The sequence below is a fragment of the Streptomyces siamensis genome (assembly GCF_039543605.1).
Classification (GTDB): domain Bacteria; phylum Actinomycetota; class Actinomycetes; order Streptomycetales; family Streptomycetaceae; genus Streptomyces; species Streptomyces siamensis.
On record NZ_BAABKB010000004.1, the window covers coordinates 61,294 to 83,788 of the forward strand.

The window sequence follows — 22,495 nt, forward strand, 5'->3', positions numbered from 1 at the left end:
GGCCCGTTCCCGAGCGGCAGCACACCCCACACGAAAGGGGGAGGGCGTGAGCCCGACCGCCACCACCCCGGCCCAGGACACCGCCCTCGCCGGCGAACCAGTAGGCCTGCACACCCGGTTCATGCTCCGCGTCGCGGGCCTGCCGGCCGACACCGTCCTCGCGCTGCGCGCCCCCGAGGCCGCCGACTGGGCCGTGCGGACCGCCGCCGAGGAGGACCGCCTCGTCGAGCTGGGCGCCCGCCTCAGCGACCCGCTGTCCGAAGCGGTCGGCGGGACGGAGGACGCCGCGCTGCGCCGTCGCCTGCTCGCCCTGCGCAGGCAGGTCTTCAACAACCGGCTGCCCGCCGATCCCGACGCCGCCCGCGCTCTCGCCGCGGACCTCGGCGGGACCACCGGAACCGACCTCGCGGACTGGCTCGACGCCCGGGTCCGCTGGGAGCGACTGCGCCATGAGGGCGACACCGTCCTGGCCGCCGGGCTCGCCCGCACCCGCGCCGCCCTGCGCGAACTGGCCCGCGACGACCGGCTGCGGCGCGGCCTGCTCCTGGCCTCCCCCACCCTGGAGGAACGGCTCGACGCGTTCGCCGCCGATCCCACGCCCGTACCGGGCAAGCGGGCCCGCAAGATGGAGCGTTCCCTGCTCTCCTACCTGTACCGCACCGCCTGCAAGACAAGTCCCTTCAGCACCCTCACCGGCGTCGCCCTCGGCGGATTCGACACCGCCGCGGCGAACGGCCCGGCCCCCACCCGTATCCGCGACGACTGGACGGGGCATCCCCGGCTCAACGTCGTCGCCCTCACCCGCCTCGCCGAACTCGTCGCCGCCGATCCGCGACGCCGCGCCGACCTCCCGGTGACCCTGGCCTCCGGCTGGAAGCTGGACGAGGACCGCGTCCGCTATGTCCAGCGGGCCGTCACGGCCGGCGACGACAGCGCGCCCATCAGCTTCGACGCCGCCCAGGACCGCCTCTTCTTCCTGCGCCGCCAAGGCGCCCTCGACGGCATGCTCGCCCTGCTGCGGGACCAGGACCGCACCCTGCGCCACGGCGATCTGGCGCGCTGGCTGGCCACCACCACCGGAGCGGGTGACGAGGAGGCCGAGCGGTACCTCACCGCCCTGCGCGCCCTCGGGATGCTCCAACTCCCCCATCTGGACACGGGTGTGCACAGCGGAGATCCGCTGGCCGCCTTCCAGCGCTCGCTGCGCGCCCTCCAACGTCCCTGGGCCGACACGCTGGCCGCCCGGCTGGACGGCCCGGCCGACGCCCTCACGCGCTACCCGCACGCCGACCTGCCGGCCCGCCGTGCCCTGCTCGCCGGACTGCGCAGCGATCTCCTCGCCCTCCAGGCCGAGTTGGGCGCCGCACACCCCACGCTGCCGCAGACCCTGGTCTACGAGGACGTGTCCGCCGGCACCACCACGGCCGGCCTCACGGAGTGGACCACGCTCGCCGCCGGGCCGCTCCGCTCCATCGGGCGGATCCTGCCCGCCTTCGACGTGGCCCTGCCCCAACGGCTCACGCTCAAGGGCTTCTTCCTCGCCCGCTTCGGACGCGGCGGGCGCTGCGCGGACGTGCTGCGGCTGGTCCACGACTTCCACGAGGACATCTTCCGCCAGTACGTCCAGTTCACCGCCACCAAGGACGACTTCCTCCCGGACGGCAGCCACGCCCCCGAGGAGAACTGGCTCGGCATGCCGGAGATCTCCGCTGTCGACCGGGCCCGCGCCGCTCTCACCGCCCGGGTCCGCGCCGACTGGTCCGTACTGCCGTCCGGCGCCCACGAGTTCGTCCTGGACGACGCCACCGTCGACGAGGTGGCCGACGCGCTCGCCGGTGCCGCACCCGCCTTCCAGCCGCAGAGCCACTTCCTCCAACTGGCCCGCCGCGACGGCGACCCCCTCGTCGTCCTCAACAACTCCTTCGGCGGCCTCTGCTTCCCCTTCACCCGCTTCACCCACTGCTTCGACGGCGAGGACGGGACCGACCTCACCACCGCACTGCGCGAGGACCTGCGCGAACTACTGCCGCCCGGCGCGGTGTTCGCCGAGATCACCGCCGGTGCCGCCACCACCAACCTCAATCTCCACGGCCGGCTCACGGACTACGAGATCGTCTGCCCCGGCGAGCACAGCACCGCCCCCGAGGAGGCCCGGATCCACCTCGACGACCTGCACGCCGTGCACGACGTCGACACGGACCGGCTCGTCCTGCGTTCCGCCCGCCTCGACCGCGAGGTCGTCCCGCTCTACCTCGGCTACCTCGTCCCCATGGTGCTGCCCGAGATCCCGCGGACCCTGCTGCTGTTCTCCCCCACCGCCCGTTCCGTGCTGGACGTGTGGCGCGGCGTCCCCGCCGGACCCGAGGACCAGGGCGTCACCGCTCGGCCCCGTGTCCGCCACCACCACCTCGTCCTGCAGCGGCGCTCCTGGACGGCCGCCGACGGCAGCCTCCCGCTGCGCGCCCCAGGCACCGGCGACGGCGACTGGTACCTCGGCTGGCAGCGCTGGCGCACCCGGCACGGGCTGCCCGCACGGGTCTTCGCGACGGTCCATCAGCAGACCGCGGACGGCGAGGACAGCGGCCTGTTCGGCGGCTCCAAGCCTCAGTACGTCGACTTCGACAGCCCCTTGTCGCTCATGGCTCTCGAAGGCCTCCTCGCCGGTACCCGCGCCCGCACGGTCTTCGAGGAGATGCTCCCCGGCGAGGAGGAACTCCACGTCACCTCGCCGCGCGGCCGGCACGTCGCCGAACTGGCCGTCGAGATGCTGCCCGGTCCGGCGAGCGCCCCGGCAGCCGACCGTCCCGAAGCCGACCGCGCCGATGCCCGCACGCCCGTAGGCGGCCTGCTCGAACCTCCCCTGCCCGAGACCTCGCTGCCCGAAGCCCGCCTGCCCGAAGAGGACGGAACACAGTGACCGCACCCACCGCGCCCTCCGCCGTCCCCGGCGAGCCGCCCGACGACGCCGCCGGCACGTGGCAGGCCGTCCACGTCTTCTACGCGGCCAGCCCCCGCCCCCTGCTCCTCCAGTGCGTCAAACCCCTGGTGGACGCGCTCACCGAAGAGGGCCTGCTCGCCGGGTACTTCTTCATCAACTACTGGCTGGAAGGCCCGCACCTGCGGCTGCGCCTCAAACCCGCCCGGGCCGCGGACGCACCGGCCGTCCGCGAGCGGACGCACGCGGCGCTCACCGCGTTCCTGCGTGAACGCCCCGCGCTCTACGAGGTCAAGGAGGGTTTCCTCGCCGACCTCTACGAGACCCTCTTCACCCTGGAGTACTCGGAAGAGGAGCGTGCCCGGCTGCTGGGCCCCGACGGGCGCATGAGGCTGCGCCCCAACAACACCTTCGAGGACCGCCCTTACGAACCCGAGTACGGCAAGTACGGCGGGCCCGCCGGCATCGAACTCGCCGAATGGCACTTCCAGCACTCCAGCGACCTGGTGGTCGAGGCGAACCGGAGCATGAACCTGCACCTGCGCACGGTGCTCCTCGGGCTGTCCGCGCAGCTGATGATGGTCATGTCCGGCACCTTCCTCTCCGACGACGAGGCGCTGCTCGCCTTCCTCGACCGCTACCACACCTTCTGGAACAGGGCGTTCAGCGGCACCAACTACACCGCCGACGAGGGCTACGAACGCGCCTACGACGCCATGGGCGCCAGCCTCCCCGCACGCTTCCGGCACATCCGGGACGCGGTGGCCGAGGGCGAGCCGGAACGGTTGCCCGCCTTCCTGCGCGGCTGGGCGGCCCACTGCGCCGAACTCCGCGACCGGGCCCGGGACCTGGCCCACCGCGGCGAACTCACCTTCCGTGCCTGGGACGGCACCCGCGACATCCACGTCACCGACCCCGCACACGCCCTGCCCATGCTGCTCTCCCCGTACATGCACATGACCAACAACCGGCTGAGCATGACGATCCGCGACGAAGCCTTCCTCTCCTACGTCCTCGCCCGCGCACTCCGCGACGGCGCACCGCGGGAGGCGGAGTGACCGCGGACGCCTTCCTCGCCGCCCGGCCGCGCGTGCGGGCCGATGTCGTCGTCGGCCCGAGCCTCGTACGCGGCGCGGCCCGCATCCACCTGCTCAAGGACCCGCGCACCGGGAGCCGACTGGAGGTCGGCCCCAAGGAGCACTTCCTGATCACCCGGCTGGACGGCACCCGCACCCTCGCCGAGATCGGCAGCGAGTACACGGGCGAGTTCGGCACCCGCCTCGGTGAGGCCCAGTGGGGGCAGATGCTCGGGCTGCTGCACAGTCGCAGCCTCCTCGACGGCGGCCCCACACCCGCCACATCTCCCGCCGCCGCGCCGCAGGACCGGCCCAGCGGCATCCTCGCCGGCCGCACCAGGCTGGTCGCCGACGCACCGGCCCTCATGGACCGCCTGCACTGCGCCACCGCCCCCGTCCGGCGGCCCGTCACGCTGACGGTCCTCACCGCACTGACAGTCGCGCTGCTCGCCGCCGTCGCCGTGCAGGCGGGCACGCTGTGGCGGCAGACCGGGGAGACCGCCGGGCGGCCCGTGGTGCTGCTCGCCGTCGGTTGCGTCCTGTGGTGCAGTCTCGCGCTCCACGAACTGGCCCACGGTCTGTTCGCGCGTGCCTGGGGCGGCCGCGCCACGGAGATCGGGCTGCGCTGGGTGCTCGGCGCCACCTACCTCTACTGCCGGGTCGAGGACGTCCAGTTCCTCGGCAGCCGGGCCCGCAAGGTCGCCACCGCCTGCGCCGGGGCCTTCGCCAACCTCCTGTTCCTGGTGCCCTTCTACCCGGTGTGGGCGCTGCTCCCGTCCGACGCCCAGGCCCGCCCCGCACTCGGCGCGCTGCTGCTCCTCGGAACCGTCTGCGCGATCGCCAACCTCCTGCCGCTGCCGCCCCTGGACGGTTACAAGGCACTCGGCCACGCCGTCGGCGTCACGGGCCTCGCCGACGGCAGCCGTACGTTCGTGGCGCTCGCCGCCCGGGCGGCCTTCCGCCGCGGCCCGGGCCTCGCCGCGTACCCGCCCCGGCTGCGGCTCGTGTACGGCGGTTTCGCCCTGCTGACGGCCGTGCAGAGCGTCGCCCTGCTCGTGGCGGCGGGCGCCGCGCTGCACGCTGTCCTGCCGGACGACCTGGCGGCCCTGTCCTGGTGGCTGCCGCCCGCGGCCCTGGCCGCCGTCCTGCTGTTGTGGGCACTCGGCGTGCTCGGCCGCTCCCTGCGCGCGCGACGCCAGGAGGCGGCTCCCGCGACCCCGTCGGCCACCGCCCCGCGACGCCGGCCGGTCACACCCCCCATCGACCCGGCGGGGCACCACTCCCGCGCGGGGACGGGACCCGGGCCGATCCCGGACCCGTCGGCCCACGCAAGGAAAGGCGAGATGAGCGCACCACACAGCGAGACACAGGTGACCCAAGGCCACGCCCCGTCCGAGACGGTCGTCGCCCTGGACGGCGTGACGAAACGGTACGGGGCGGTGACGGCCCTCGACGGCGTCGGCCTCGACGTACGCCGGGGAGAGTTCTTCGGCATCCTCGGCCCCAACGGCGCCGGCAAGACCACCCTCGTGGAGATCGTCGAGGGTCTGCGCGAGGCCGATTCCGGTACGGTCACCGTCCTCGGCAGAAGCCCGTGGCCGCGCGACACCGCCCTGCTGGCGAGGATCGGCGTACAGACCCAGGCCTCGGCCTTCTTCGCCCGCCTCACCGCCGGCGAACACCTGCGCACCGTCGCCGCGCTCTACGGCATGGACGAGGCCACGGCGCGCACGGCCCTGGAACGCGTCGGCCTCACGGACAAGGAGAACGCCCGCGTCGACCACCTGTCCGGTGGCCAGCGCCAGCGCCTCGCCGTCGCCACCGCCCTGCTCCACGAACCCGAACTCATCTTCCTCGACGAACCGACCGCCGCACTCGACCCCGAGGCCCGGCGCGAACTGTGGGGGCTGTTGCGCTCGTTGCGCTCCGAAGGCCGCACCATCATCTGCACCACCCACTACCTGGACGAGGCCGAAGCCCTCTGCGACCGGGTGGCGATCATCGCCCGCGGACGCGTCGTCGCACTCGACACACCCCGCAACCTCATCCGCTCCCTCGCCGCCCCCGCCCGACTGCTGCTCCCCGCCGCCGGACTCTCCCCCGAGGCCGCCCTCGCCCTGGAGGGAGTGGACCGGGCCACCGTCGAGGGCGACGAACTCGTCATCGAGACGACCGCCGTCAACCGCGTCCTCACCGCGCTCGGCGACCTCGTCGACATCGAGTCGGTCACCGTGCGCACCGCCACGCTGGAGGACGCCTACCTGTCCCTGACCGGTACCGGAAAGGAGCACCTCCGTTGAGCGCCTACTCCGCACTGACCAGGGCCACCTACGTGGCGAGCGTGCGCGACAAGACGACCCTGTTCTTCACCTTCGCCTTTCCGCTGGCCTTCCTCGTCCTCTTCGGCCTCATCTTCCACGACCAGGAGGTCAACGGCGGGCTGTCGTCCATCAACTACATCGCCCCCGGCGTGCTCTCGTGGGGTGTCGGCAACGCCGCCGTGTTCTCCGTCGGCTTCGCCCTCATGCAGTGGCGCCGTGACGACCTGCTGCGTCTCATCTGGCGCACGCCGACCCCGCTGCGCACCCTCCTCGCCTCCCGCTGGACCGTGGCGCTGGGCGTCGCCGGTGTGCAGACGGTGCTCTTCACGGCTGTCGCACTGCTGCCGTTCTTCGGCCTGCGCCTGGACGGGCCGTGGTGGGCGGCACTGCCGCTGCTCGTGCTGGGCGTCACCGCGTTCCTCGCCATGGGCCTGGTCGTCGGCAGTGTCGCCGACACCCCGGAGGCGGTCGCGGCCATCGCCAACATCGTCATGGTGCCGATGGCCTTCCTCTCCGGCTCGTTCTTCCCCGACGACCTCATGCCGGGCTGGCTGCGCACGGTCGCCAAGGTGCTGCCGCTGCACTACCTCAACGACGGGCTGACCGACGCCATGGGCGGCCGCGGAGACCTCGGTGACATCGCCGTGGACTGCGTGGGGCTCGTCGTCTTCGCCCTGGTCTTCGGACTCGTCGCGGTCCGGAACTTCCGCTGGAGCAACCGACCATGACCACCGTCACCGCGCCCGCACCGGCCGCGTCACCCTTGGAGGCGACCCGCGCGGATCTCCAGGACCGCCTGGCGGTCCGGGCCGCCGCGGCCCGCCTGCCCGCTCCTGCCGTCTCCCGGATCGGCGACGTCAATGTGCTCGGCGAGACGCCCCGTCAGACCGTCCCCCCGCACGAGACGGCCGTCCATCTCACCGCCCAGGCCGTGCTGTTGGGCCCGTGGGGCGGTTCTCCCGGTGCCGGGCCCGCGTGCGGCACCTGTCTGGCCATGCGGCGCCAGCGGCTGCGTACCCGCACCGAGCGCGAGGCACTGGAGACGGGCATCGAGACCACCGCCGCGGGCCGCTGGCCCGCGTTGCCCGACCATGCGGTGGACGCCGTGTGGTCCCTGCACCGCCTCATCGCCTCGGGAGCCGCCCGACACGCCGCGGAAGGCGCCGACGCCGTCCTGCCCCGGGTCACGGAACTCGACCTGGAATCGCTGCGGGTGCGCACCTTCCCGCTGGTGCCGGAGCCGATGTGCCCGCACTGCCGGCCGTTCACGGAGGAGGCCACGCGCAGGGCCGCCGTGGAGTCCGCCCTGACGGCACCGGTGTCCCGGCCCAAGCCGCGTCCCGACGCCTACCGGCTGTGCAGCCCCGCCGACCACCCGCTACCGGTGAAGGGTCTCGCCAATCCGGTGTGCGGGGTGCTCGGCGGCGGCACCTGGATCGATGTCACCTCGCCCACCACCGCGCCGGTCGCGGGCAGTGTCTTCATGCGCGGATACGCCGGGCTGACCGACGTCACGTGGAGCGGTCAGGCCAACTCCTTCGCCCGGAGCCGTGATCTGGCGTTCCTGGAGGGGCTGGAACGCTATGCGGGCACGCACCGCCGTCATCGCGCTCCCGTCGTCACGGCGTCCTTCGACGAGCTGGGCGACCGGGCCCTGGACCCGCGTCACTGCGGCCTCTACGCGCCGCGTACGTACGCGGAGGACCCGATGGTCGCGCCGTTCGATCCGGCCAGGCCCATCCCGTGGGTCACCGGCTGGTCGCTGCGCGACAAGCGCCCGGTCCTCGTCCCGGCCCGGCTGGTGTACTACAGCGCGGGCACCCGGGAGGACAACTTCGTCTTCGAATGCTCCAACGGCTGTGCCACCGGGAGCAGTCCGGAGGAGGCCGTCCTGTTCGGACTCATGGAACTCGTCGAGCGGGACGCCTTCCTGCTGGGCTGGTACGGCGGTCTGACCCTGCCGGAGATCGACCTGGACTCGGTGCGCGCGCCACAGGTGCGGGCGATGGTGGACCGCGCCGCCCTCCAGGGCTACGACGTCCATGTCTTCGACAACCGGGTGGACCTTCCCTTGCCCGTCGTCACCGGTCTCGCCGTGCGCCGCGACGACGGGCCCGGCACGCTGGCCTTCGCCGCGGGCGCCTCCTTCGACCCGGAGACGGCGGTGGAATCCGCGATCTCCGAGATCCTCACCTACATTCCGCACCTGCCCCGCCAGGTCGCCGAACGTCCGGCCGAACTCACGGCCATGGTCGACGACTTCGGCCTCGTCGCACGGCTGCCGGACCACGCGGCGCTGTTCGGTCTGCCCGCGATGCGCCGCCACGCGCACGGCTACCTCACCCCCTCCCGAGTCGCCCCGTCGGCCGAGCTGTTCGCCGGATGGGAGGAGCTCCGTCCTCGTACCGGGGATCTCTGCGACGACGTGACGCTGCTGCGCGACCTGATCGCCGGCGCTGGATGCGATGTCATCGCCGTCGACCAGACCACCCCGGAACAGCGCCGGATGGGGCTGCGTACGGTGGCCACGCTCGCGCCGGGAATGCTGCCGATCGACTTCGGCTGGTCGCGGCAACGCGCCCTGACCATGGGGCGGTTGCGGACCGCGCCGTACCGTGCGGGGCTGGTCCCGGCCCCGCTGCGGGAAGAGGACCTGCGACGCGTGCCCCATCCGTTCCCGTGAGCGGCGACGGGTCCCGCCCGGACGCGCAGGGTGCACCCCGCAGACCCTGCGCGTCCGGCCCGTGCGTGCCGAAGGCCCCCGGCGCGTACGCGCGTGCCGGGGGCCTTCGATGCCGACGACGGACGTCAGGCGGTGCAGGAGGTGGTGCTGGTGGTGCTGGAACACGTGCTGGTCGACGAACAGCTCGTGGACGAGCCGAGCATGACCTCGCTGGCGTCCGAGTAGTCGGTGATCTCGAAGGTCTCCGACTCCAGGTCCAGGATCTCCTGGGCGAGAGAGGCAAGGGGGCTGTCGGCCATGACGACTCCTTCTGGTCCGAGGACATGGACCCGGACGGGGCAGCACAGTCCCGTCCGGTGGTGCGTGTGCTGAACCTGCCGAAGTGTTCCGGGCCTTCGGCGCCTCCCTTTCTACGCGGTGTCTCCGTCACCGCCCTTGCCGTCCGCTGTCACCTCACTGACACCCGCCCCCAGGAGTCCCGCCCTTGAGCACCCGTAGCCGCAGACCGGGCACCACCACGCGCCACGACCGGCCCGCTCCCGCCCTGCCCGGTCTGGACGCCCTGTCGGTGCCCACCGCCGAGTTGTATCTCGACCTGCACCGCCATCCGGAGCTCTCCGGCGACGAACGCCGTACCGCCGCCCGGTTCGCCGACCGGCTCGACGCCGACGGCTTCCGTGTGCTGCGCGGGATCGGCGGCCACGGCGTGGCCGCCGAACTCCGCAACGGCGACGGTCCCGCGGTCCTCCTGCGCGCCGAACTCGACGCCCTGCCGGTGGCCGAGGACACCGGCGCGCCCTACGCCAGCACGGCCACGGCTCCGGGGCCGGACGGACGGCCCGTACCGCTGATGCACGCCTGTGGTCACGACGCCCATCTGGCCTGCGTGGCGGCGGCCGCCCGGTGGTTCGCCGCCCGTCGCGAACAGTGGCGCGGCACGCTCCTCGTCGTGGGCCAGCCCGCCGAGGAGACCCTCAGCGGTGCTCGCGCCATGCTGGAGGACGGTCTGTACGAGCGGATCACCCCGCCGGACGACGTCCTCGCCCAGCACACGGCGCCGTTTCCCGCGGGCATGGTGGCGCACGCGGACGGGCCGGTGATGGCCGGCAGTGCCCTCCTGGAGGCGCGCTTCGAAGGCGAAGGAGGTCATGCCGCCACCCCTCATCTGACCGCCGACCCCCTGTTGGCCGCCGCGGGTTCCGTGGTGCGGCTCTCCGCGGTCGCGGCCCGTGAGTCCGATCCGGCCGAGCGGCTCGTCGTCACCGCGTCTTCCCTGCGGGCCGGCGACACGGGGAGCACCGGGAACGTGATCGCCTCGACGGCGGTGCTCCATGTCACCGTCCGCGCCTTCTCCGAGCCCGCTCTCGATCGTGCCGTCGCCGCGGTGGAGCGCGTCGTCCGCGCCGAGGCCGCTGCCGCCGCGCGTCCACCCCGGGCGACCGTGACGGCCCTGTCCCGTTCCGGTGTCACGCTCGCCGACCCGGAGGTCACCGCCGCCGTCCGTGCCGCCCACCAGAGGCAGTTCGGTGCCGCCCGTGTCACGGGGTGGCCGGGCTCCACGGCCACCGAGGACTTCCCGCTCCTCACCGGTGCGGGCGCGGCTCTGCACGGCCGGCCCGGCATTCGGGGGTGTTACTGGATGCTCGGCGCGACCGGTCCCGCGCAGTGGACTGCGGCGCCCGGCGGCGGGGCCGCCGAGAAGCTCCGCGTCCTGCCCGCCAATCACTCGCCCCGCTATCTGCCCAGCGTCCGCCTCACCCTGGAGACCGGCACGGCCGCCCTGGTGACGGCGGCCTTGGCCCGGTTGGGGCCGGCCGAGGGGTGAAGGGTGCGGGCGGGCACGCCGGTGCTGCCCGCCCGCACCCCGCTTTCACCCAGGGCCGTGGCCGGCCTGCCGGTCGCGCAGGAGGACGCCTCAGGCCTGTCGCTCGCAGAGGAGACTGTGGCTGCCGGGCCCGAGGTTCGACACGGTGACGGTCCCGTCGGCGACGGTCACGTCACGGCCGGCCGCGCGCCTGCCGTCCCAGAGCGTCCGGCCACCCGCACGCACGCGCAGTCGCCGCGCGTCACCGGGGACGGATACCGAGCCCCGGGTGCCGTCCGGGGCGTGGACGGCGAGCCGGAACCGATGAGCGCCGTTCTCCCACCCGACGCGCAACGGGCCGTGAGGTGTGGGCAGTTGGCCCGTGGCCCAGTCGACGTCGCCGGGTTGTGGAGCCACCTCCCAGGTGGCGTACCCGGGTGAGGTCGGCCGGGCACCCAGGAGGTGGTGGGTCAGCGCCGGCAGCACACCGGTCGACCAGCCGTGCGCCATGCTCGTGTAGGCGTCCTCGTACAGGGACCCGTCGGGGCCGATGCCCTCCCAGTGGGTGATGCCGGGGTCGTGCCGGTCCATCCATCCGTAGGTGCGGCGGATCTGGTCGAGCGCCGACGCGACCCTGCCCGTCAGGAAGCGGGCCTGGATCTCCGGGTAGGACGTGAAGGCGTAGACCCGCTGGGAGGCCTGGTCGAAGAGGGTGTCGTTGTCCATGAAGGCGTTGCCGTACGCCCGTTTCGTCGTCGTGTCGAGGTGGGTGAGCGCCGATGCCGCGCGGTCCGCGCCGGCGATGCCGGTGACGACGGCGAGGGCGTTGCCGTCCTGGGCGTGGCGCACGGGGCCGGTCGCGGAATCCAGGTAGGCGCCGGCCTCGGCGTCCCACAGCAGCGAGTTGACGGCCTGGGCGACCTTGTCCGCCCTGGCCTGCCAGCGGGTGGCGTCGGCGTCACGGCCCAGCAGGCGGGCGAGCCGGGCTCCGTCGCGCAGGGCCTGGACGTACAGGGCGTTGTAGTAGGTGACCCGGCCCGTACGGCCCAGGAACGCGTAGTCGCCGTATCCGCCGGTGCCGTTGAGGCCCTTGCTGAGCAGTCCCGCGTCGTCGGTGACGCTGGGGTACCAGGTGTCGAGCACCTTGACCAGATGGGGGTGGTAGCGGGCGGCGTAGGCGCGGTCGCCGGTGTACAGGACGTAGTCCCAGCTGCAGGTGACCCAGTAGAGCGGATAGTCGAAGAGAGGCAGGGTGTAGCCCGAGATGGAGGCGGGCGGGATCCAGCCGTCGGCGCGCTGGTGCTCCGCCAGGTCGGCCAGGACGTTGCGGGCCGCGTCGGCCGCGTCGTCGTGCGTCAGGTACAGGGTGCGTGCGGAGACGGCGAGGTCGCCGACGTACGGGTCCCGGTCACGCTTGGCTCCGTCGTGCAGGACCAACTTCCCTTCCAGGGAGGCGGACCACGCGCCGCGGGGATCCACGTCGTCCTGGCGGAAGGTGTCGGTGACGATCTCGTTGGTGTACGAGGCGCCGTACCAGTAGCGGTTCAACTCGTCGTCGGAACAGAGGAACCAACCTCGGTAGGTGCCCGGCGTGCCGAGATAGCCGGTGAACTGCAGGGCGACGGAGTCGATTTCCACCTCGCCCCAGGGCTGGGCGGCGGGCGCGTCCGAGGCCAGGGCGTCCAGTGTGATCTTGCAGTAGCGGAATCCGTGCAGTCCGTCGGCGAACACCTTGTCGCCGGACTGGAAGCCCTTGTGGTCGGTCCAGTCGGCACCGCGTGCCGGCACCGCAAACTGGTCCGTGCCCTGCCCGGCACCGCCCGCCTGGTCGGAGCGGGTGAAGTCCGAGCGGTTCGTGAGGAATTGGCGGGTCTCGGAGAACGCGAGACGGACACCGGGAGCGTTGTCCGAGGCGGAGGTGAACCGGATCTGCGGGTATCCGACGACGACCTTGCCGAAGTCCACGGTGACGCTCGGCGCGGGGACGGGCTCGACCGGCGCGGGCCACACTTCGTTGACGCGCGTGAAGGCACCGTGCGGGGTGTCCTGAACGCCGGTCACGGTGATGCGTACGCGATCGGTGGTGATGTCTTCCGGGAAGGGGACCGCCTTCTGGGTGACATCGTTGTCGGAGACCGTGGCGGCCGTGGTCCACGCACCGTCGCGCCACACATCGACGGTGAAGTCGGTCGGTACGCCGTCGCTGTTGGAGATCACCGTGATGCCGGGCAGTCGCGCGACCTGCGGCAGGGTGACGGTGAGGACGTCGGGGAACGCCCCCTGCGTGTCGTCGTTCCAGAACGTGTCCGGGTCACCGTCGACGGCGTTGGCGGCGTCATAGGTGCGCGGGTGCCCGTCGTTGCCGTTGTTGCCGGCATGCGTCGACGAGGCCTCGGCCGTGGTGCCGTCGGGCCAGCGGGGCGCCGCCTCGGGGCGCGGGCGCCGCAGGAGCGTTCTGGCGCCGCCGGGCTGGAGCAGCGCGTCGGGACGCCGCACATCCCCGCTCGTCTCGACGATGCGCACGGGGCGGACCGTGCGCGAGGAGGGTGCCTGGACGTAGTGGTGCCACCCATGGGTACGACGCGCCGGGGCGCCGGTGGCGGCGCCCGCCTCCCGGGCCGTGGGTGCGGCCGCCGCGGGGAGTCCGGCGGAGAGGGACACCGCCGAGAGTCCGAGGGCGCCTGCCGTGGTGACGACGGTCCGCCTGGGAATGCCGATGCCCTTGTCCGGTATGTCGCTCGACGTCATGGTGCCTCCCTGGGCAACAGTGGATTGAATCGTTTCAAGTCGCGACGGCGAGGAGAAGTTATCCCGAACACCCGCGGCCCGTACAGGGTTCGGACAGGAGTATTCGGAGCGCCGGACGTCACCTCTGGTGCCGACAACTCCTGAGCCTTCGGGGCGTTGCGAGCCGCTGCTCCGCGCCGGGTTGTGCCTCGCGGCAGGGTCGCGTGCGCCTCGCGCGATGGCCGAGCTGCGCCTCGCGCCAGGGGCACGTGCGCCCGGCGTCATGGCCGAATCTCGGCGCGCGTCAAAGCCCGTACGGGGCTGAGCAACGACCGTTCGTGAGCCACCGTCCTGCGCGCCGACGAGCCCGGCGCCTCCGCACGCCGATCCCGTCCCGGACCTGCGGGGGCGCGGCGGCCGCGCCGCGGCAGAGGACCTTTCGTCAGGGACCAGGGCCGCATACGTACGGATCGCCCACGAGGACCACGCCTGCGTGAGGGGACGACGCCACCGGGTACACGTCCTGTCACAGATCGGGCTTCGAAGCGCCGACCGGCTTTCGAGATCGCGCGCCCAGGAAGGAAAGCGTTTCGATGGAGCGCGACACCCAGGCAGACGTGACCGGGCGCGACGAGTCCCCGTCGGAGCGCGCCGACCGCATGTGGAACGACCTCCTCCAGGAGATCCGGGTTGCCCAGACCGGAGTCCAGATCCTCTTCGGATTCCTGCTCACGGTGGTGTTCCAGCCGACGTTCCGGCAGCTCTCGGATGCGGATCGGACCCTCTACGTGGTCATCGTCGTCCTGGGCGCCACCGCCACCGGCGCGCTGGTGGCACCGGTGTCGATGCACCGCGTCGTCTCCGGCCACTTCATCAAGCCCCGGGCCGTCGTATGGGCCTCCCGGCTGACCGTGCTGGGCCTCTTCCTCCTGCTGGTCACCATGGCTGCGTCGCTTCTGCTCGTGCTGCGCGTCGCCACGCGGGACGGCAGCCACGTCCCGTGGATCGTGGCCGGCGTCGCGGCGCTGTACGTCCTGTGGTGGTTCGTCATCCCTGTCGTCAGCCGCATCCGCCGGGACCAGCGCGACCAGGAGGAGCCCGGCCGGAGCGGCCGAGGCGACGAACCGGAGGGCTGAGTCGGCCTGGAGGATCGTGAGGTCGAGGAGTTCTTCGGCCGCATCGAGGCCTGCCCCAAGGGAGACAGGGACCGCAAGATCTACGCCGACCGGGCGACGATGGAGCTCGTGCGGCACTCGGTCGCCGAGGAGGCCCACCTCTACCCGGCCGTGCGCGAGTATCTGGCGCACGGTGACGAACTGGCCGACAAGGAGACCGAGGACCACTCCGAGGCCGAGCAGATCATGAAGGATCTGGAGCGCCACGGTGCGGACGATCCCGAATTCGACCGGCTCATCGGCGCGCTGATGAGCGAGATCCGCGCCCACATTGCCGAGGAGGAAGAGATTCTCTTCCCCATGCTGAGCAGCGCCTGCACTCCGGAGACTCTGAACGACCTCGGTGACACGGTCCGCCGGGCCAAGAAGGTGGCGCCGACACGCCCCCACCCGTCCGCTCCGGACACTCCCCCGGCCGACAAGTTCGTCGCGCCGGGCCTCGGGCCGGTCGACCGGTTGCGCGACACGCTGACGGGCCGCGGCAAGCAGGACTGACCGAGTGCGAGCGGCACCGAGCGTCGACGCGCCCGCCGCGCTTCACCAGGTCACGGGGCGCGTCGGCCCGCTCGGCACGACACCGCGGACGGCTCTCTTCAGCGCCCCAGCGCGTTCTTCAGCTGCTGCTTGCTCATCGACGACCGGCCGTGGACGTGACGCTTCCTGGCCTCCTCGTACAGCTGGTCCTTGGTCGGCCCCTGCGCGCCGGAGTGCGACCGCTGTCCACCGCGCTCCGGTGCGGACTTGGGGTCGTGAGTGGACGTCCGGCTCGCCGTCTTCGACTCGCCGGCCCGGGCCCGCTCCTTGTTCACCGTGCGAGCCGCGATCTCCTTGGCCCGGCTGGTCGACTCGCCGCGTTCCTCCGCGCTCTCCTTGATGTGCTCGTACTGCCGCTCACGCTTCTTGCTCGATCCTGCGGGCATGGTGCGCCGCCTTCCTTCGGGTCGTCGAGTGGTGCGTCGACCGGACACCCCCTCGGGTACCCCTCGAATGGCACACCTGCGCTGGTTCCCCAGCGCGACCGGACAGGCGCGGCGCCCCCGCGTGCCCGCGGAAATCCACTTGAACTCGGGCCGGGTGGGCGTGGCAGGCTGACGCGGTGAATTTCGACCTGTCCCCCGGCCGGCTCGACTGGGACCAGGTGGATCCCGACCGTCATCCTTTCGACGGCGCGTCGGCGCCGCAGGTGGTGCGTGCGCTCGGGCCGGCCCGGTGTGTGCCGCGCCGCCCCGACGTCCCGTTCGCCGACCCGGCGATGAGCGCCTGGAGTCGGCACGAGGCCGATCCCTGGGCCGACGCCATGTCGTACGCGCTCGTCCGGCACTACGGACGCTGGACCGTCGGCTGGCGTTGGTCGCACGACGAAGGGGACTTCGACGGCGGGCCGGTCGGGAACTGGTGCTGCCCACGGGACTCGATCACCACCCCCGAGGAGACGCTCCCCCGGGTCGTCGCGGCGCTGTGCGAGTGGCGCGGGTGGCTGGAGAGCCTCGCCGGGCGGTTCGAGGCGTACCCACTGGACCTGGCCGCCGTCGAGGACCAACGCATCCTGTGGGAGTGCGCCGCCCGCAATCTGATCCAGCAGGTGACCGACCGCACCGGCTGCGGCAGCGGATGGCAGGGGCACTGCCATCAGGTACTGGCCTGGTTCCTCAGCCGCTGGGGAGTCGCACCCGGTGTCGCGGAGGAGCTGGTCGACCAGGCGATCGGCGGCCGGTTCCGGAGCTGGACCGGGCCCGACAGAGTGCTGGTCGACGACGTCGCGGAACGCCTCGCGCTGTCGCTGCGGCCCGACGACCGCGCGCAGCCGCCCGCCGGACCCGTGCCGGACCACCTCCAACGCTGGCTCACCGTGCGCGGGACCGTGCCGTGGCAGGACCTCTCGGACGGCGACTCCGACGGTGGCGGGGACGGACCGGTGATCCCGTCGCGTGACGGCGCGGTGGACGACATCCTCGCCTTCGACGGCGCCGTGGACTCCGCCCGCGCCGAGGGCCTGCTCGCCGCCCTGGAGCGGGTGCGGGCCGACGCTGCGCGCGGTGCGCCGCTCGACTTCGAAGTGCTGCGAGGCTGGCAGCAGCACGTCCTGAACACGTCGCGGCCGCCGTCCTTCCGCAGTCTGCCCGCCTTCGCCAAGGAGGGCAGGGAACGCTACGGCATCGGCCCGGAAACCCGCGCCCGCCTGGACGCCTGCCTGGCCGAGAGCGCGGCGGACGCCGGGGGGCGTCTCCCCTTGAACGTCCGTGCCGCACGCGCGTATCTCGACGTGTGTTTCTTCCACCCCTTCGACGACGGCAACGCCCGGTCCGCCTTCCTCACCCTCGTCTTCGTCCTCGCCCGCGAGGGTGTCGCGCTCGACGCGGTGACCCTGCTGCGCCGTGTCACGTTCCGGGCGGACGACCCGAAGGACGCTCTGGCCCTCGCCCGGTTCGTGACCGTCCATCTGGCGCAGACCCGGCGCAGGTCCTGCTCCGCCGGTTCCTAGGAGGTGCCGCGGGATCCGCTGTCACTCGACGCGGGCCCCTGGGAGCCTCTCACACGCGCCGGTCGGCTTCCCGGGCCGCGCGCTCCAGCCGGGAGCGGTAGTCCTCCCACCAGGCCGCGTCGCCGGGCATCATGCTGTCGTTGTCCTTGCTCATTCCGACGGCGCCGTCCATGAGTTCCCGGAGGACGTCGGCCTGCCCGGCATGGCGCTGCGTGTCTGCGGTCACGCGCACCACGGCGTGATGCAACGTCACCTCGTCCTTGCCGTCGGGCCACCACGGCACCTTCCCGACGGTGTCCAGCGTCAGCGCTTCGATCGCCGCGTCCGAGTGCGCCCACGCGCGGCGGTAGAGCCCCACGACGTACTCGCGTGACTCTTCCGCGGTCGCCCACATGTCCCCGTTTGTCTCGGCTGCCTCTCCGAACCAGGGCAGGTCCTCGCCGGACGGACGTCCGAACGTGTCGCCGAGGTAGCCCAGTTCGACTCCGGCCAGATGCTTGACCAGGCCAAGGAGGTTGGTGCCGGTCGGTGTCAGGGGGCGGCGGACGTCGTACTCCGACAGGCCTTCGAGCTTCCACAGCAGGGCGTCGCGGGCGGACTGCAGGTAGCGGTGGAGATCGGCCTTCAGATCCTCTTCGGTCATGGGATCAGTCTGCCGCCGATGCGGTCCTCGTCCACCCGCTTCGGTCCACGCTCCCGCTCCCGCCGCGACGGGAACCACCGACTCACGAAGACCCCGTCGTGAGCCGCTCGCTCAGGAAGGCGATGATCTCGTCCCGTGCCCGCACGGTGGGGTGGCCCTCCTGATCGACGAGGTGCGCCGTGACGACGCTGTGGGCGCAGCCGACGACGTCACGGAAGAAGGGCGGAGGGTTCGTGTTCGCCGACTCCGCTTCGAGGACGCGGCCGTCGAACGCGTCGCCGAGCAGCGCCCGGTAGGCCGCGAACCGCCGACCGGTGCACCACGTGTCGTTCTCGAACCGGTAGGCCAGCACCTTCAGGCCGTCGCGTGCCACGCGTTCGGCCACTGCGGCGGCGTCCTCGTCGCTGATCTCCAGACCTGCGGGGTCGTCCAGCGGGAGGGACGGATGGTTGACCACGGGTGCGACGACAGCGGGTTCCAGCGCCATGGTCAGGGCGAAGTTGCCGGTGAAACAGAGGCCGACGGCGCCGACGCCGGGTCCGCCGCACTCGGCGTGCGCCAACCGGGCGAGGCCGCGCAGCCAGCTGACGACGGGGCTGGTGCCGCCCCCGGCGAATGCCCTGAACTCGGCGCTGACACAGGCGCGTCGGACGACGGTGTCCCGTGCCTCGGCGAGCGGATAGGCGCCGTCGACGCCGAAGAGGGAAGGCAGGTACACGGAGAACCCGGCGTCCCGCACCCACCGCGCGAACCGCGCCACGTCGGGGCTGATGCCCGGCATCTCCGGCATCAGGACGACGGCGGGTCCCGACCCGGTGACGAAGACGGTCTTGTCGACGCCGTCGACGCCGACGGTTCTGCGTGAGAAGTCGGCCAGGCGGTCGCTCTGTCCTCGCTCGATGGTCATGACCGGGATGATGCCGAGTGGCCCGCCCCCTCGGGAAGCGGCGACATCGCCATCAATCCCGGTAATATCGCCATCCGTCGAGAGCCGCCGGAGGGTGCCGCATGAGTCCGCTGCGCATCGGTGTGCTGGCCTATCCCGGGTGCTTCGCGTCGGAGGTGTACGGAGTCCCCGACCTGCTGGCGATGTCCACGCACGTCGCCTCGGCGCAGGGATCCGGCCCGCCGGCCTACGAGACCTCGGTCGTCTCGCCCCGCCGGCGCGTGATCGCGTCCGGCGGCTCGGCTCTCGACGTCTCCGCCGTACGCCCCGTGGACGTCCTGATCGTGCCGGGTTTCGAACTCTCCCCCACCCTCGATCTCGACGCGACCCTCGCGGGCCTCAGCCCGGAAGTCGCCACGATCCGGGCGCAGTCCGCCGCGGGGACCGCCGTCGTGTCGATCTGCGTGGGCGCCTTCCTGGTCGCCGAGGCCGGCCTGCTCGCCGGACGCGAGGCCACCACGTCCTGGTTGTTCGCGGATCGCTTCGCCCGCCGGTACACCGACGTACGTCTGCGCCCGGACAGCCTGGTCGTGACAGACCGAGGGGTCACGACCACTGCGGCCTTCAGCGCCATGTACGACTTCGCGCTGCAGTTCATCCGGCAGCACGACGGCCCTCGTGTCGCCCGGAGCACCGCCCGGATCGCGCTCGTCGACGACGCGCGTTCCACCCAGGCCCCCTACGTCGACTCACGGCTCGTCCCCACCGTGGGCCGGGAGTTCTCGCTCGCCGTCAAGCGATGGCTCGACCAGAACCTCACGTCACGCTACGAACTGCCCGCCCTCGCCAGGGAGTTCCACGTGAGCACGAGAACCATGCTCCGCCGTTTCGGAGACGAGACCGGCGAGACGCCCCTCGCGTATCTGCAGACGGCGCGGGTGCGTCGCGCCGGGCACCTGCTGGAGACCACTGACAGGACCGTCGCGAGCATCGCCGCCGAGGTCGGGTACCGTGATCCGGGGACGTTCAGCGGCGTCTTCGCCAGGCACACCGGTCGTCGGCCGAGGGAGTACCGGGCGATGTTCCGCCGTCGCGGCGCGACCGCCGGGTGAGTGTGGTGCCCTCCGTGCCTCAACGGGTGAAGAGTTCGAATCCGACCGCGGGCCTGCCGCCGAAACGTGGCGCGAGCGACTGGGCGTTGCCGGTGAGGAAGGTTCGGCAGTACGTCTCGGGGTCCTCGTCGGTGAGCGCCTCGATGTAGGTGCGGTGGGCGAGCAGCGAGCGCACCGAGCGTTCCAGGCCCGCCGAGGCGTCGGCGGCGTGCGTGGGCTCGGGTGACCCGGCGACCGCCACCCAGCGGACCCCTCCCCACGGCTGTAGGCCCTGCTCGACGAGTTCGGGGAAGATCCAGCGATTGCCCGCGTCGGCTGCGGCGTCGAGCGTCGCCCGGCCGACCGCGACATGGTCCGGGGTGTTCCAGTACCTGTCGTCACCACCGCCCCAGGTGTCGTGGTGGTTGAGCGTGATGAGCAGCTCCGGCCGGTGCCGGCGGATGGCCGCGGCGATGTCGCGGCGCAGGGCGACGCCGTACTCGACGACACCGTCCGTGTGGTCGAGGAAGTCCACGGTGGAGACGCCGACGACGGCGGCACCGTCGCGCTGCTCCTGTTCGCGCAACGGACCGCAGGTGGCGGGGTCGAGCGTGTCCATTCCCGCTTCGCCCCGGGTGACGAGAAGGTACGTCACGTCCCGACCGCCGTCGGTCCAGTCGGCGACGGCGGCCGCGCACCCGTATTCCAGGTCGTCGGGATGGGCGACGACGGCGAGGGCGCGCTGCCAGTCGTCCGGCATGGGCTGGAGCTGATCGGTCATGTCGGCAATGTAGCGCGCCACGCCCGCTCGCGATCTTCGTTCGCCCTCCTCGCGCTGTCGGTCACCGGACGCCGACCGTGGAGGGCACAGGTGACGAGCGGTACGGACTCTGCCGCGGGCTCATCCCGGGCCTGCCGCCTGCCTGTTGGTCGCTGATGCGCCGGGCCGGTCGTCAGTCGGCGGTGACGCCCCAGTACCCGATCCGTGTCGGCTGCCCGTCGGTGTAGAGCACGGTGCATCTGCCCTGTGCGCGCTCAGGGAAGTCCAGTTGCTCCGAGTGCAGGGCCGCGTCCCAGTCGTCGTAGGTGGGTCGGCCGTCGGGGGCCCAGGCCTTGACCTCCTCGTCCGTCAGCGGGCGCATGTAGGGGCCGTCGTCGGGGTCCGTGGCCTCGATCAGCATGGGCTGGTCCAGGACCGTCCCCGTCCCGCCGGTGAAGATGTACTCGTGCCAGTCGGGGTCCTCCCACAGTTCGCCGATCGTCCGGCCGGGGAAACCGTGGTCGTCCTCGGCCAGTTGCTCCTCCTGGGCCCGGCGGAACGCGGCCGCCGGATCCCGCTGGTAGGGGCCCGTGTGCATCCAGCCGTTGCCGCCCATGTGTACGCCTCTCCCTCGGCTGTCCGATCGATGTGAGGGCAGCGTAGGAGGTGCCACTGACAGTCCGGCCCCGCGGGGCAGCCGCACCCGGCGCACACGCGGAACCACCGTTCGTGCCCCGCGTGCAGGATGTGAGGGCCCGGTCACCAAGGGGTCCTGCGCCAGGGCGGGCCGCCTCTCACAGCGTCAGTGCGATCGCGGCGCCGATGCCGCCCAGGCCGAGGGCGAGGGCGGCTTCGGCCCAGCCGCCGTTGCCCCAGGGGAAGAGCCGGTCGAGGGCCAGCCGGCCCGGGCCTAGGGCCGCGACGGCGATGGCGACGACGGTGATGGCGACGTTGTACTCCACTCCGCCGTCCGACTCCCACAGCCCGTGGGCCCCGGTGACGGTCGCCATGGCGTTGATCATCACGCCGATCAGGGCGGCGGCTGCGAGCGGAGTGAGCAGTCCGGCGGCGAGTCCGAGGCCGCCGAGGAACTCGGAGAGACCGCCGATCGCGGCGAAGACCTTTCCCGGGCGGTAGCCCAGGGACTCGAATCCCTTGCCGGTGGCCGTCAGGCCCGGTCCACCGAACAGCCCGAAGAGCTTCTGCGCACCGTGCCCGGCCATGAACAGCCCGAAAGTCAGCCTGACCAGGAGAAGTCCCGCGTCACCGGCGGTCACTCCCGTCCATGGGGACTGTCTCGTCTCCGGTCGCGTGGAGGTCTGAGAGGAATGCATGCTGTGCTGCGCCATCCGAACGGTCCGGCAGGGTGCACCGGTTGGTGCGCCGACCCCTGCCCGCGAAGGGCTGGGTCCAGTGGGCGTCAGGAGGCCTCGCTTCGACACGAGGCACATACCGCCCATACAGATACTTCCGCAACATGAGTGGACGCGCACATCGGTCTCCCCACGAGCCACATCGCCCCCGCGGAAGCGACCTGCCCCGCCGCCGACGACCGGCATGGCACGGTTTGATCCCACTCTCAACATCTCCGCGTCGTGGATTTTCGTGTCGACCCTTTGACGCGTCACCGAGTCGGGGCTCACGGAGGGCGGTCGGCGGGGCTGACCGAGAGGACGGCCACCGGTCGGCGACCGTACGCTGTCGGACCTCCCACGTAGTGTCACGGCATGAACGATCAGACGTGGGCAGGAATTCGGCAGCGCGTGGAGGCACTCGCCGCCCGGCCGGACAGCACCGAGGTGTTCGGCGCGCTCGGACACCGCTTCCTCCTCGACGAGCCGCTCACTGCGCAGGACCTGTCGGAGCTCCAGGCCCAGATGGGGGTGGAACTGCCCTAGGAGTACCGCGACTT

General features: G+C 72.2%; 19 protein-coding genes. 11 read left to right on the plus strand and 8 right to left on the minus strand.

Annotation, left to right across the window (positions count from 1 at the left end; genetic code table 11):
- The first annotated feature begins 46 nt into the window (after positions 1-46).
- The 5 genes from ABEB03_RS10310 to ABEB03_RS10330 all read left to right on the plus strand — a co-directional run bounded on the left by ABEB03_RS10310 (position 47) and on the right by ABEB03_RS10330 (position 9,015).
- On the plus strand, positions 47-2,917 hold the full coding sequence (locus tag ABEB03_RS10310; protein WP_345644993.1) for a lantibiotic dehydratase: 2,871 nt from the start codon (positions 47-49) through the stop codon (positions 2,915-2,917).
- Positions 2,914-3,993, plus strand: a complete 1,080-nt coding sequence (locus ABEB03_RS10315) for a lantibiotic dehydratase C-terminal domain-containing protein (protein WP_345644996.1) — start codon at positions 2,914-2,916, stop codon at positions 3,991-3,993. The genes ABEB03_RS10310 and ABEB03_RS10315 overlap by 4 nt, the downstream gene beginning before the upstream one ends.
- 1,361 nt (positions 3,994-5,354) lie before the next feature.
- Positions 5,355-6,311: an ABC transporter ATP-binding protein gene (locus ABEB03_RS10320; RefSeq protein ID WP_345645970.1), complete on the plus strand. Its 957-nt coding sequence runs from the start codon at positions 5,355-5,357 to the stop codon at positions 6,309-6,311.
- Positions 6,308-7,060, plus strand: coding sequence for an ABC transporter permease (locus tag ABEB03_RS10325; protein ID WP_345645000.1), 753 nt, complete (start codon positions 6,308-6,310; stop codon positions 7,058-7,060). Before ABEB03_RS10320 ends, ABEB03_RS10325 begins: the two co-directional genes overlap by 4 nt.
- On the plus strand, positions 7,057-9,015 hold the full coding sequence (locus ABEB03_RS10330) for a TOMM precursor leader peptide-binding protein (RefSeq protein ID WP_345645004.1): 1,959 nt from the start codon (positions 7,057-7,059) through the stop codon (positions 9,013-9,015). The genes ABEB03_RS10325 and ABEB03_RS10330 overlap by 4 nt, the downstream gene beginning before the upstream one ends.
- A gap of 125 nt (positions 9,016-9,140) precedes the next feature.
- On the opposite strand, the gene ABEB03_RS10335 is transcribed toward ABEB03_RS10330, so the two are convergent.
- Positions 9,141-9,314, minus strand: coding sequence for a thiazolylpeptide-type bacteriocin (locus tag ABEB03_RS10335; RefSeq protein WP_028801243.1), 174 nt, complete (start codon positions 9,312-9,314; stop codon positions 9,141-9,143).
- A gap of 185 nt (positions 9,315-9,499) precedes the next feature.
- On the opposite strand from ABEB03_RS10335, the gene ABEB03_RS10340 reads away from it, so the two are divergent.
- Positions 9,500-10,840: an amidohydrolase gene (locus ABEB03_RS10340; RefSeq protein ID WP_345645013.1), complete on the plus strand. Its 1,341-nt coding sequence runs from the start codon at positions 9,500-9,502 to the stop codon at positions 10,838-10,840.
- A 90-nt stretch (positions 10,841-10,930) separates the two neighbouring features.
- Here ABEB03_RS10340 and ABEB03_RS10345 read toward each other — a convergent pair whose 3' ends face one another.
- On the minus strand, positions 10,931-13,567 hold the full coding sequence (locus tag ABEB03_RS10345; RefSeq protein WP_345645016.1) for an alpha-L-rhamnosidase-related protein: 2,637 nt from the start codon (positions 13,565-13,567) through the stop codon (positions 10,931-10,933).
- 572 nt (positions 13,568-14,139) lie between these two features.
- Between ABEB03_RS10345 and ABEB03_RS10350 the strand changes: the two genes are divergently transcribed.
- Both ABEB03_RS10350 and ABEB03_RS10355 read left to right on the plus strand, forming a co-directional pair.
- On the plus strand, positions 14,140-14,682 hold the full coding sequence (locus tag ABEB03_RS10350; protein WP_345645019.1) for a DUF6328 family protein: 543 nt from the start codon (positions 14,140-14,142) through the stop codon (positions 14,680-14,682).
- 6 nt (positions 14,683-14,688) lie between these two features.
- Complete coding sequence (locus tag ABEB03_RS10355) at positions 14,689-15,216, plus strand: hemerythrin domain-containing protein (RefSeq protein ID WP_345645973.1); 528 nt, start codon at positions 14,689-14,691, stop codon at positions 15,214-15,216.
- 98 nt (positions 15,217-15,314) lie between these two features.
- Here the strand turns inward: ABEB03_RS10355 and ABEB03_RS10360 are convergent, their stop codons facing one another.
- Complete coding sequence (locus tag ABEB03_RS10360; protein ID WP_345645022.1) at positions 15,315-15,641, minus strand: plasmid stabilization protein; 327 nt, start codon at positions 15,639-15,641, stop codon at positions 15,315-15,317.
- Between the two features lie 176 nt (positions 15,642-15,817).
- On the opposite strand from ABEB03_RS10360, the gene ABEB03_RS10365 reads away from it, so the two are divergent.
- The gene (locus ABEB03_RS10365; RefSeq protein WP_345645025.1) at positions 15,818-17,203 is read left to right on the plus strand and encodes a Fic family protein; all 1,386 of its coding nucleotides are present in this window, start codon (positions 15,818-15,820) and stop codon (positions 17,201-17,203) included.
- Positions 17,204-17,252: 49 nt separating this feature from the next.
- Here ABEB03_RS10365 and ABEB03_RS10370 read toward each other — a convergent pair whose 3' ends face one another.
- Positions 17,253-17,846: a DinB family protein gene (locus ABEB03_RS10370; RefSeq protein ID WP_345645028.1), complete on the minus strand. Its 594-nt coding sequence runs from the start codon at positions 17,844-17,846 to the stop codon at positions 17,253-17,255.
- Positions 17,847-17,928: 82 nt separating this feature from the next.
- Positions 17,929-18,753 carry a dienelactone hydrolase family protein gene (locus ABEB03_RS10375; RefSeq protein ID WP_345645031.1) on the minus strand — a complete coding sequence of 275 codons (825 nt, stop codon included), beginning with the start codon at positions 18,751-18,753 and terminating at the stop codon, positions 17,929-17,931.
- Between the two features lie 101 nt (positions 18,754-18,854).
- Between ABEB03_RS10375 and ABEB03_RS10380 the strand changes: the two genes are divergently transcribed.
- The gene (locus ABEB03_RS10380) at positions 18,855-19,844 is read left to right on the plus strand and encodes a GlxA family transcriptional regulator (protein ID WP_345645034.1); all 990 of its coding nucleotides are present in this window, start codon (positions 18,855-18,857) and stop codon (positions 19,842-19,844) included.
- Positions 19,845-19,863: 19 nt separating this feature from the next.
- Here ABEB03_RS10380 and ABEB03_RS10385 read toward each other — a convergent pair whose 3' ends face one another.
- From ABEB03_RS10385 to ABEB03_RS10395, 3 genes are all read right to left on the minus strand, one after another.
- Entirely contained in the window at positions 19,864-20,604 is a 741-nt protein-coding gene (locus ABEB03_RS10385; RefSeq protein ID WP_345645037.1) for a PIG-L deacetylase family protein, read from the minus strand.
- A 172-nt stretch (positions 20,605-20,776) separates the two neighbouring features.
- Complete coding sequence (locus ABEB03_RS10390; protein WP_345645042.1) at positions 20,777-21,199, minus strand: hypothetical protein; 423 nt, start codon at positions 21,197-21,199, stop codon at positions 20,777-20,779.
- 178 nt (positions 21,200-21,377) lie between these two features.
- On the minus strand, positions 21,378-21,917 hold the full coding sequence (locus ABEB03_RS10395) for a DoxX family protein (protein WP_345645046.1): 540 nt from the start codon (positions 21,915-21,917) through the stop codon (positions 21,378-21,380).
- Between the two features lie 393 nt (positions 21,918-22,310).
- Between ABEB03_RS10395 and ABEB03_RS10400 the strand changes: the two genes are divergently transcribed.
- Entirely contained in the window at positions 22,311-22,481 is a 171-nt protein-coding gene (locus tag ABEB03_RS10400; protein ID WP_345645049.1) for a hypothetical protein, read from the plus strand.
- Positions 22,482-22,495 lie beyond the last annotated feature (14 nt).

What these genes read in the sequence shown, in the direction of transcription:
- ABEB03_RS10320 (WP_345645970.1), top strand. Translation starts at nt 5,355, where the DNA reads ATGAGCGCACCACACAGCGAGACACAGGTGACCCAAGGCCACGCCCCG.
- ABEB03_RS10330 (WP_345645004.1), top strand. Translation starts at nt 7,057, where the DNA reads ATGACCACCGTCACCGCGCCCGCACCGGCCGCGTCACCCTTGGAGGCG.
- ABEB03_RS10335 (WP_028801243.1), bottom strand. Translation starts at nt 9,314, where the DNA reads ATGGCCGACAGCCCCCTTGCCTCTCTCGCCCAGGAGATCCTGGACCTG.
- ABEB03_RS10345 (WP_345645016.1), bottom strand. Translation starts at nt 13,567, where the DNA reads ATGACGTCGAGCGACATACCGGACAAGGGCATCGGCATTCCCAGGCGG.
- ABEB03_RS10350 (WP_345645019.1), top strand. Translation starts at nt 14,140, where the DNA reads ATGGAGCGCGACACCCAGGCAGACGTGACCGGGCGCGACGAGTCCCCG.
- ABEB03_RS10360 (WP_345645022.1), bottom strand. Translation starts at nt 15,641, where the DNA reads ATGCCCGCAGGATCGAGCAAGAAGCGTGAGCGGCAGTACGAGCACATC.
- ABEB03_RS10370 (WP_345645028.1), bottom strand. Translation starts at nt 17,846, where the DNA reads ATGACCGAAGAGGATCTGAAGGCCGATCTCCACCGCTACCTGCAGTCC.
- ABEB03_RS10375 (WP_345645031.1), bottom strand. Translation starts at nt 18,753, where the DNA reads ATGACCATCGAGCGAGGACAGAGCGACCGCCTGGCCGACTTCTCACGC.
- ABEB03_RS10380 (WP_345645034.1), top strand. Translation starts at nt 18,855, where the DNA reads ATGAGTCCGCTGCGCATCGGTGTGCTGGCCTATCCCGGGTGCTTCGCG.
- ABEB03_RS10385 (WP_345645037.1), bottom strand. Translation starts at nt 20,604, where the DNA reads ATGACCGATCAGCTCCAGCCCATGCCGGACGACTGGCAGCGCGCCCTC.
- ABEB03_RS10390 (WP_345645042.1), bottom strand. Translation starts at nt 21,199, where the DNA reads ATGGGCGGCAACGGCTGGATGCACACGGGCCCCTACCAGCGGGATCCG.
- ABEB03_RS10395 (WP_345645046.1), bottom strand. Translation starts at nt 21,917, where the DNA reads ATGCATTCCTCTCAGACCTCCACGCGACCGGAGACGAGACAGTCCCCA.
- ABEB03_RS10400 (WP_345645049.1), top strand. Translation starts at nt 22,311, where the DNA reads ATGAACGATCAGACGTGGGCAGGAATTCGGCAGCGCGTGGAGGCACTC.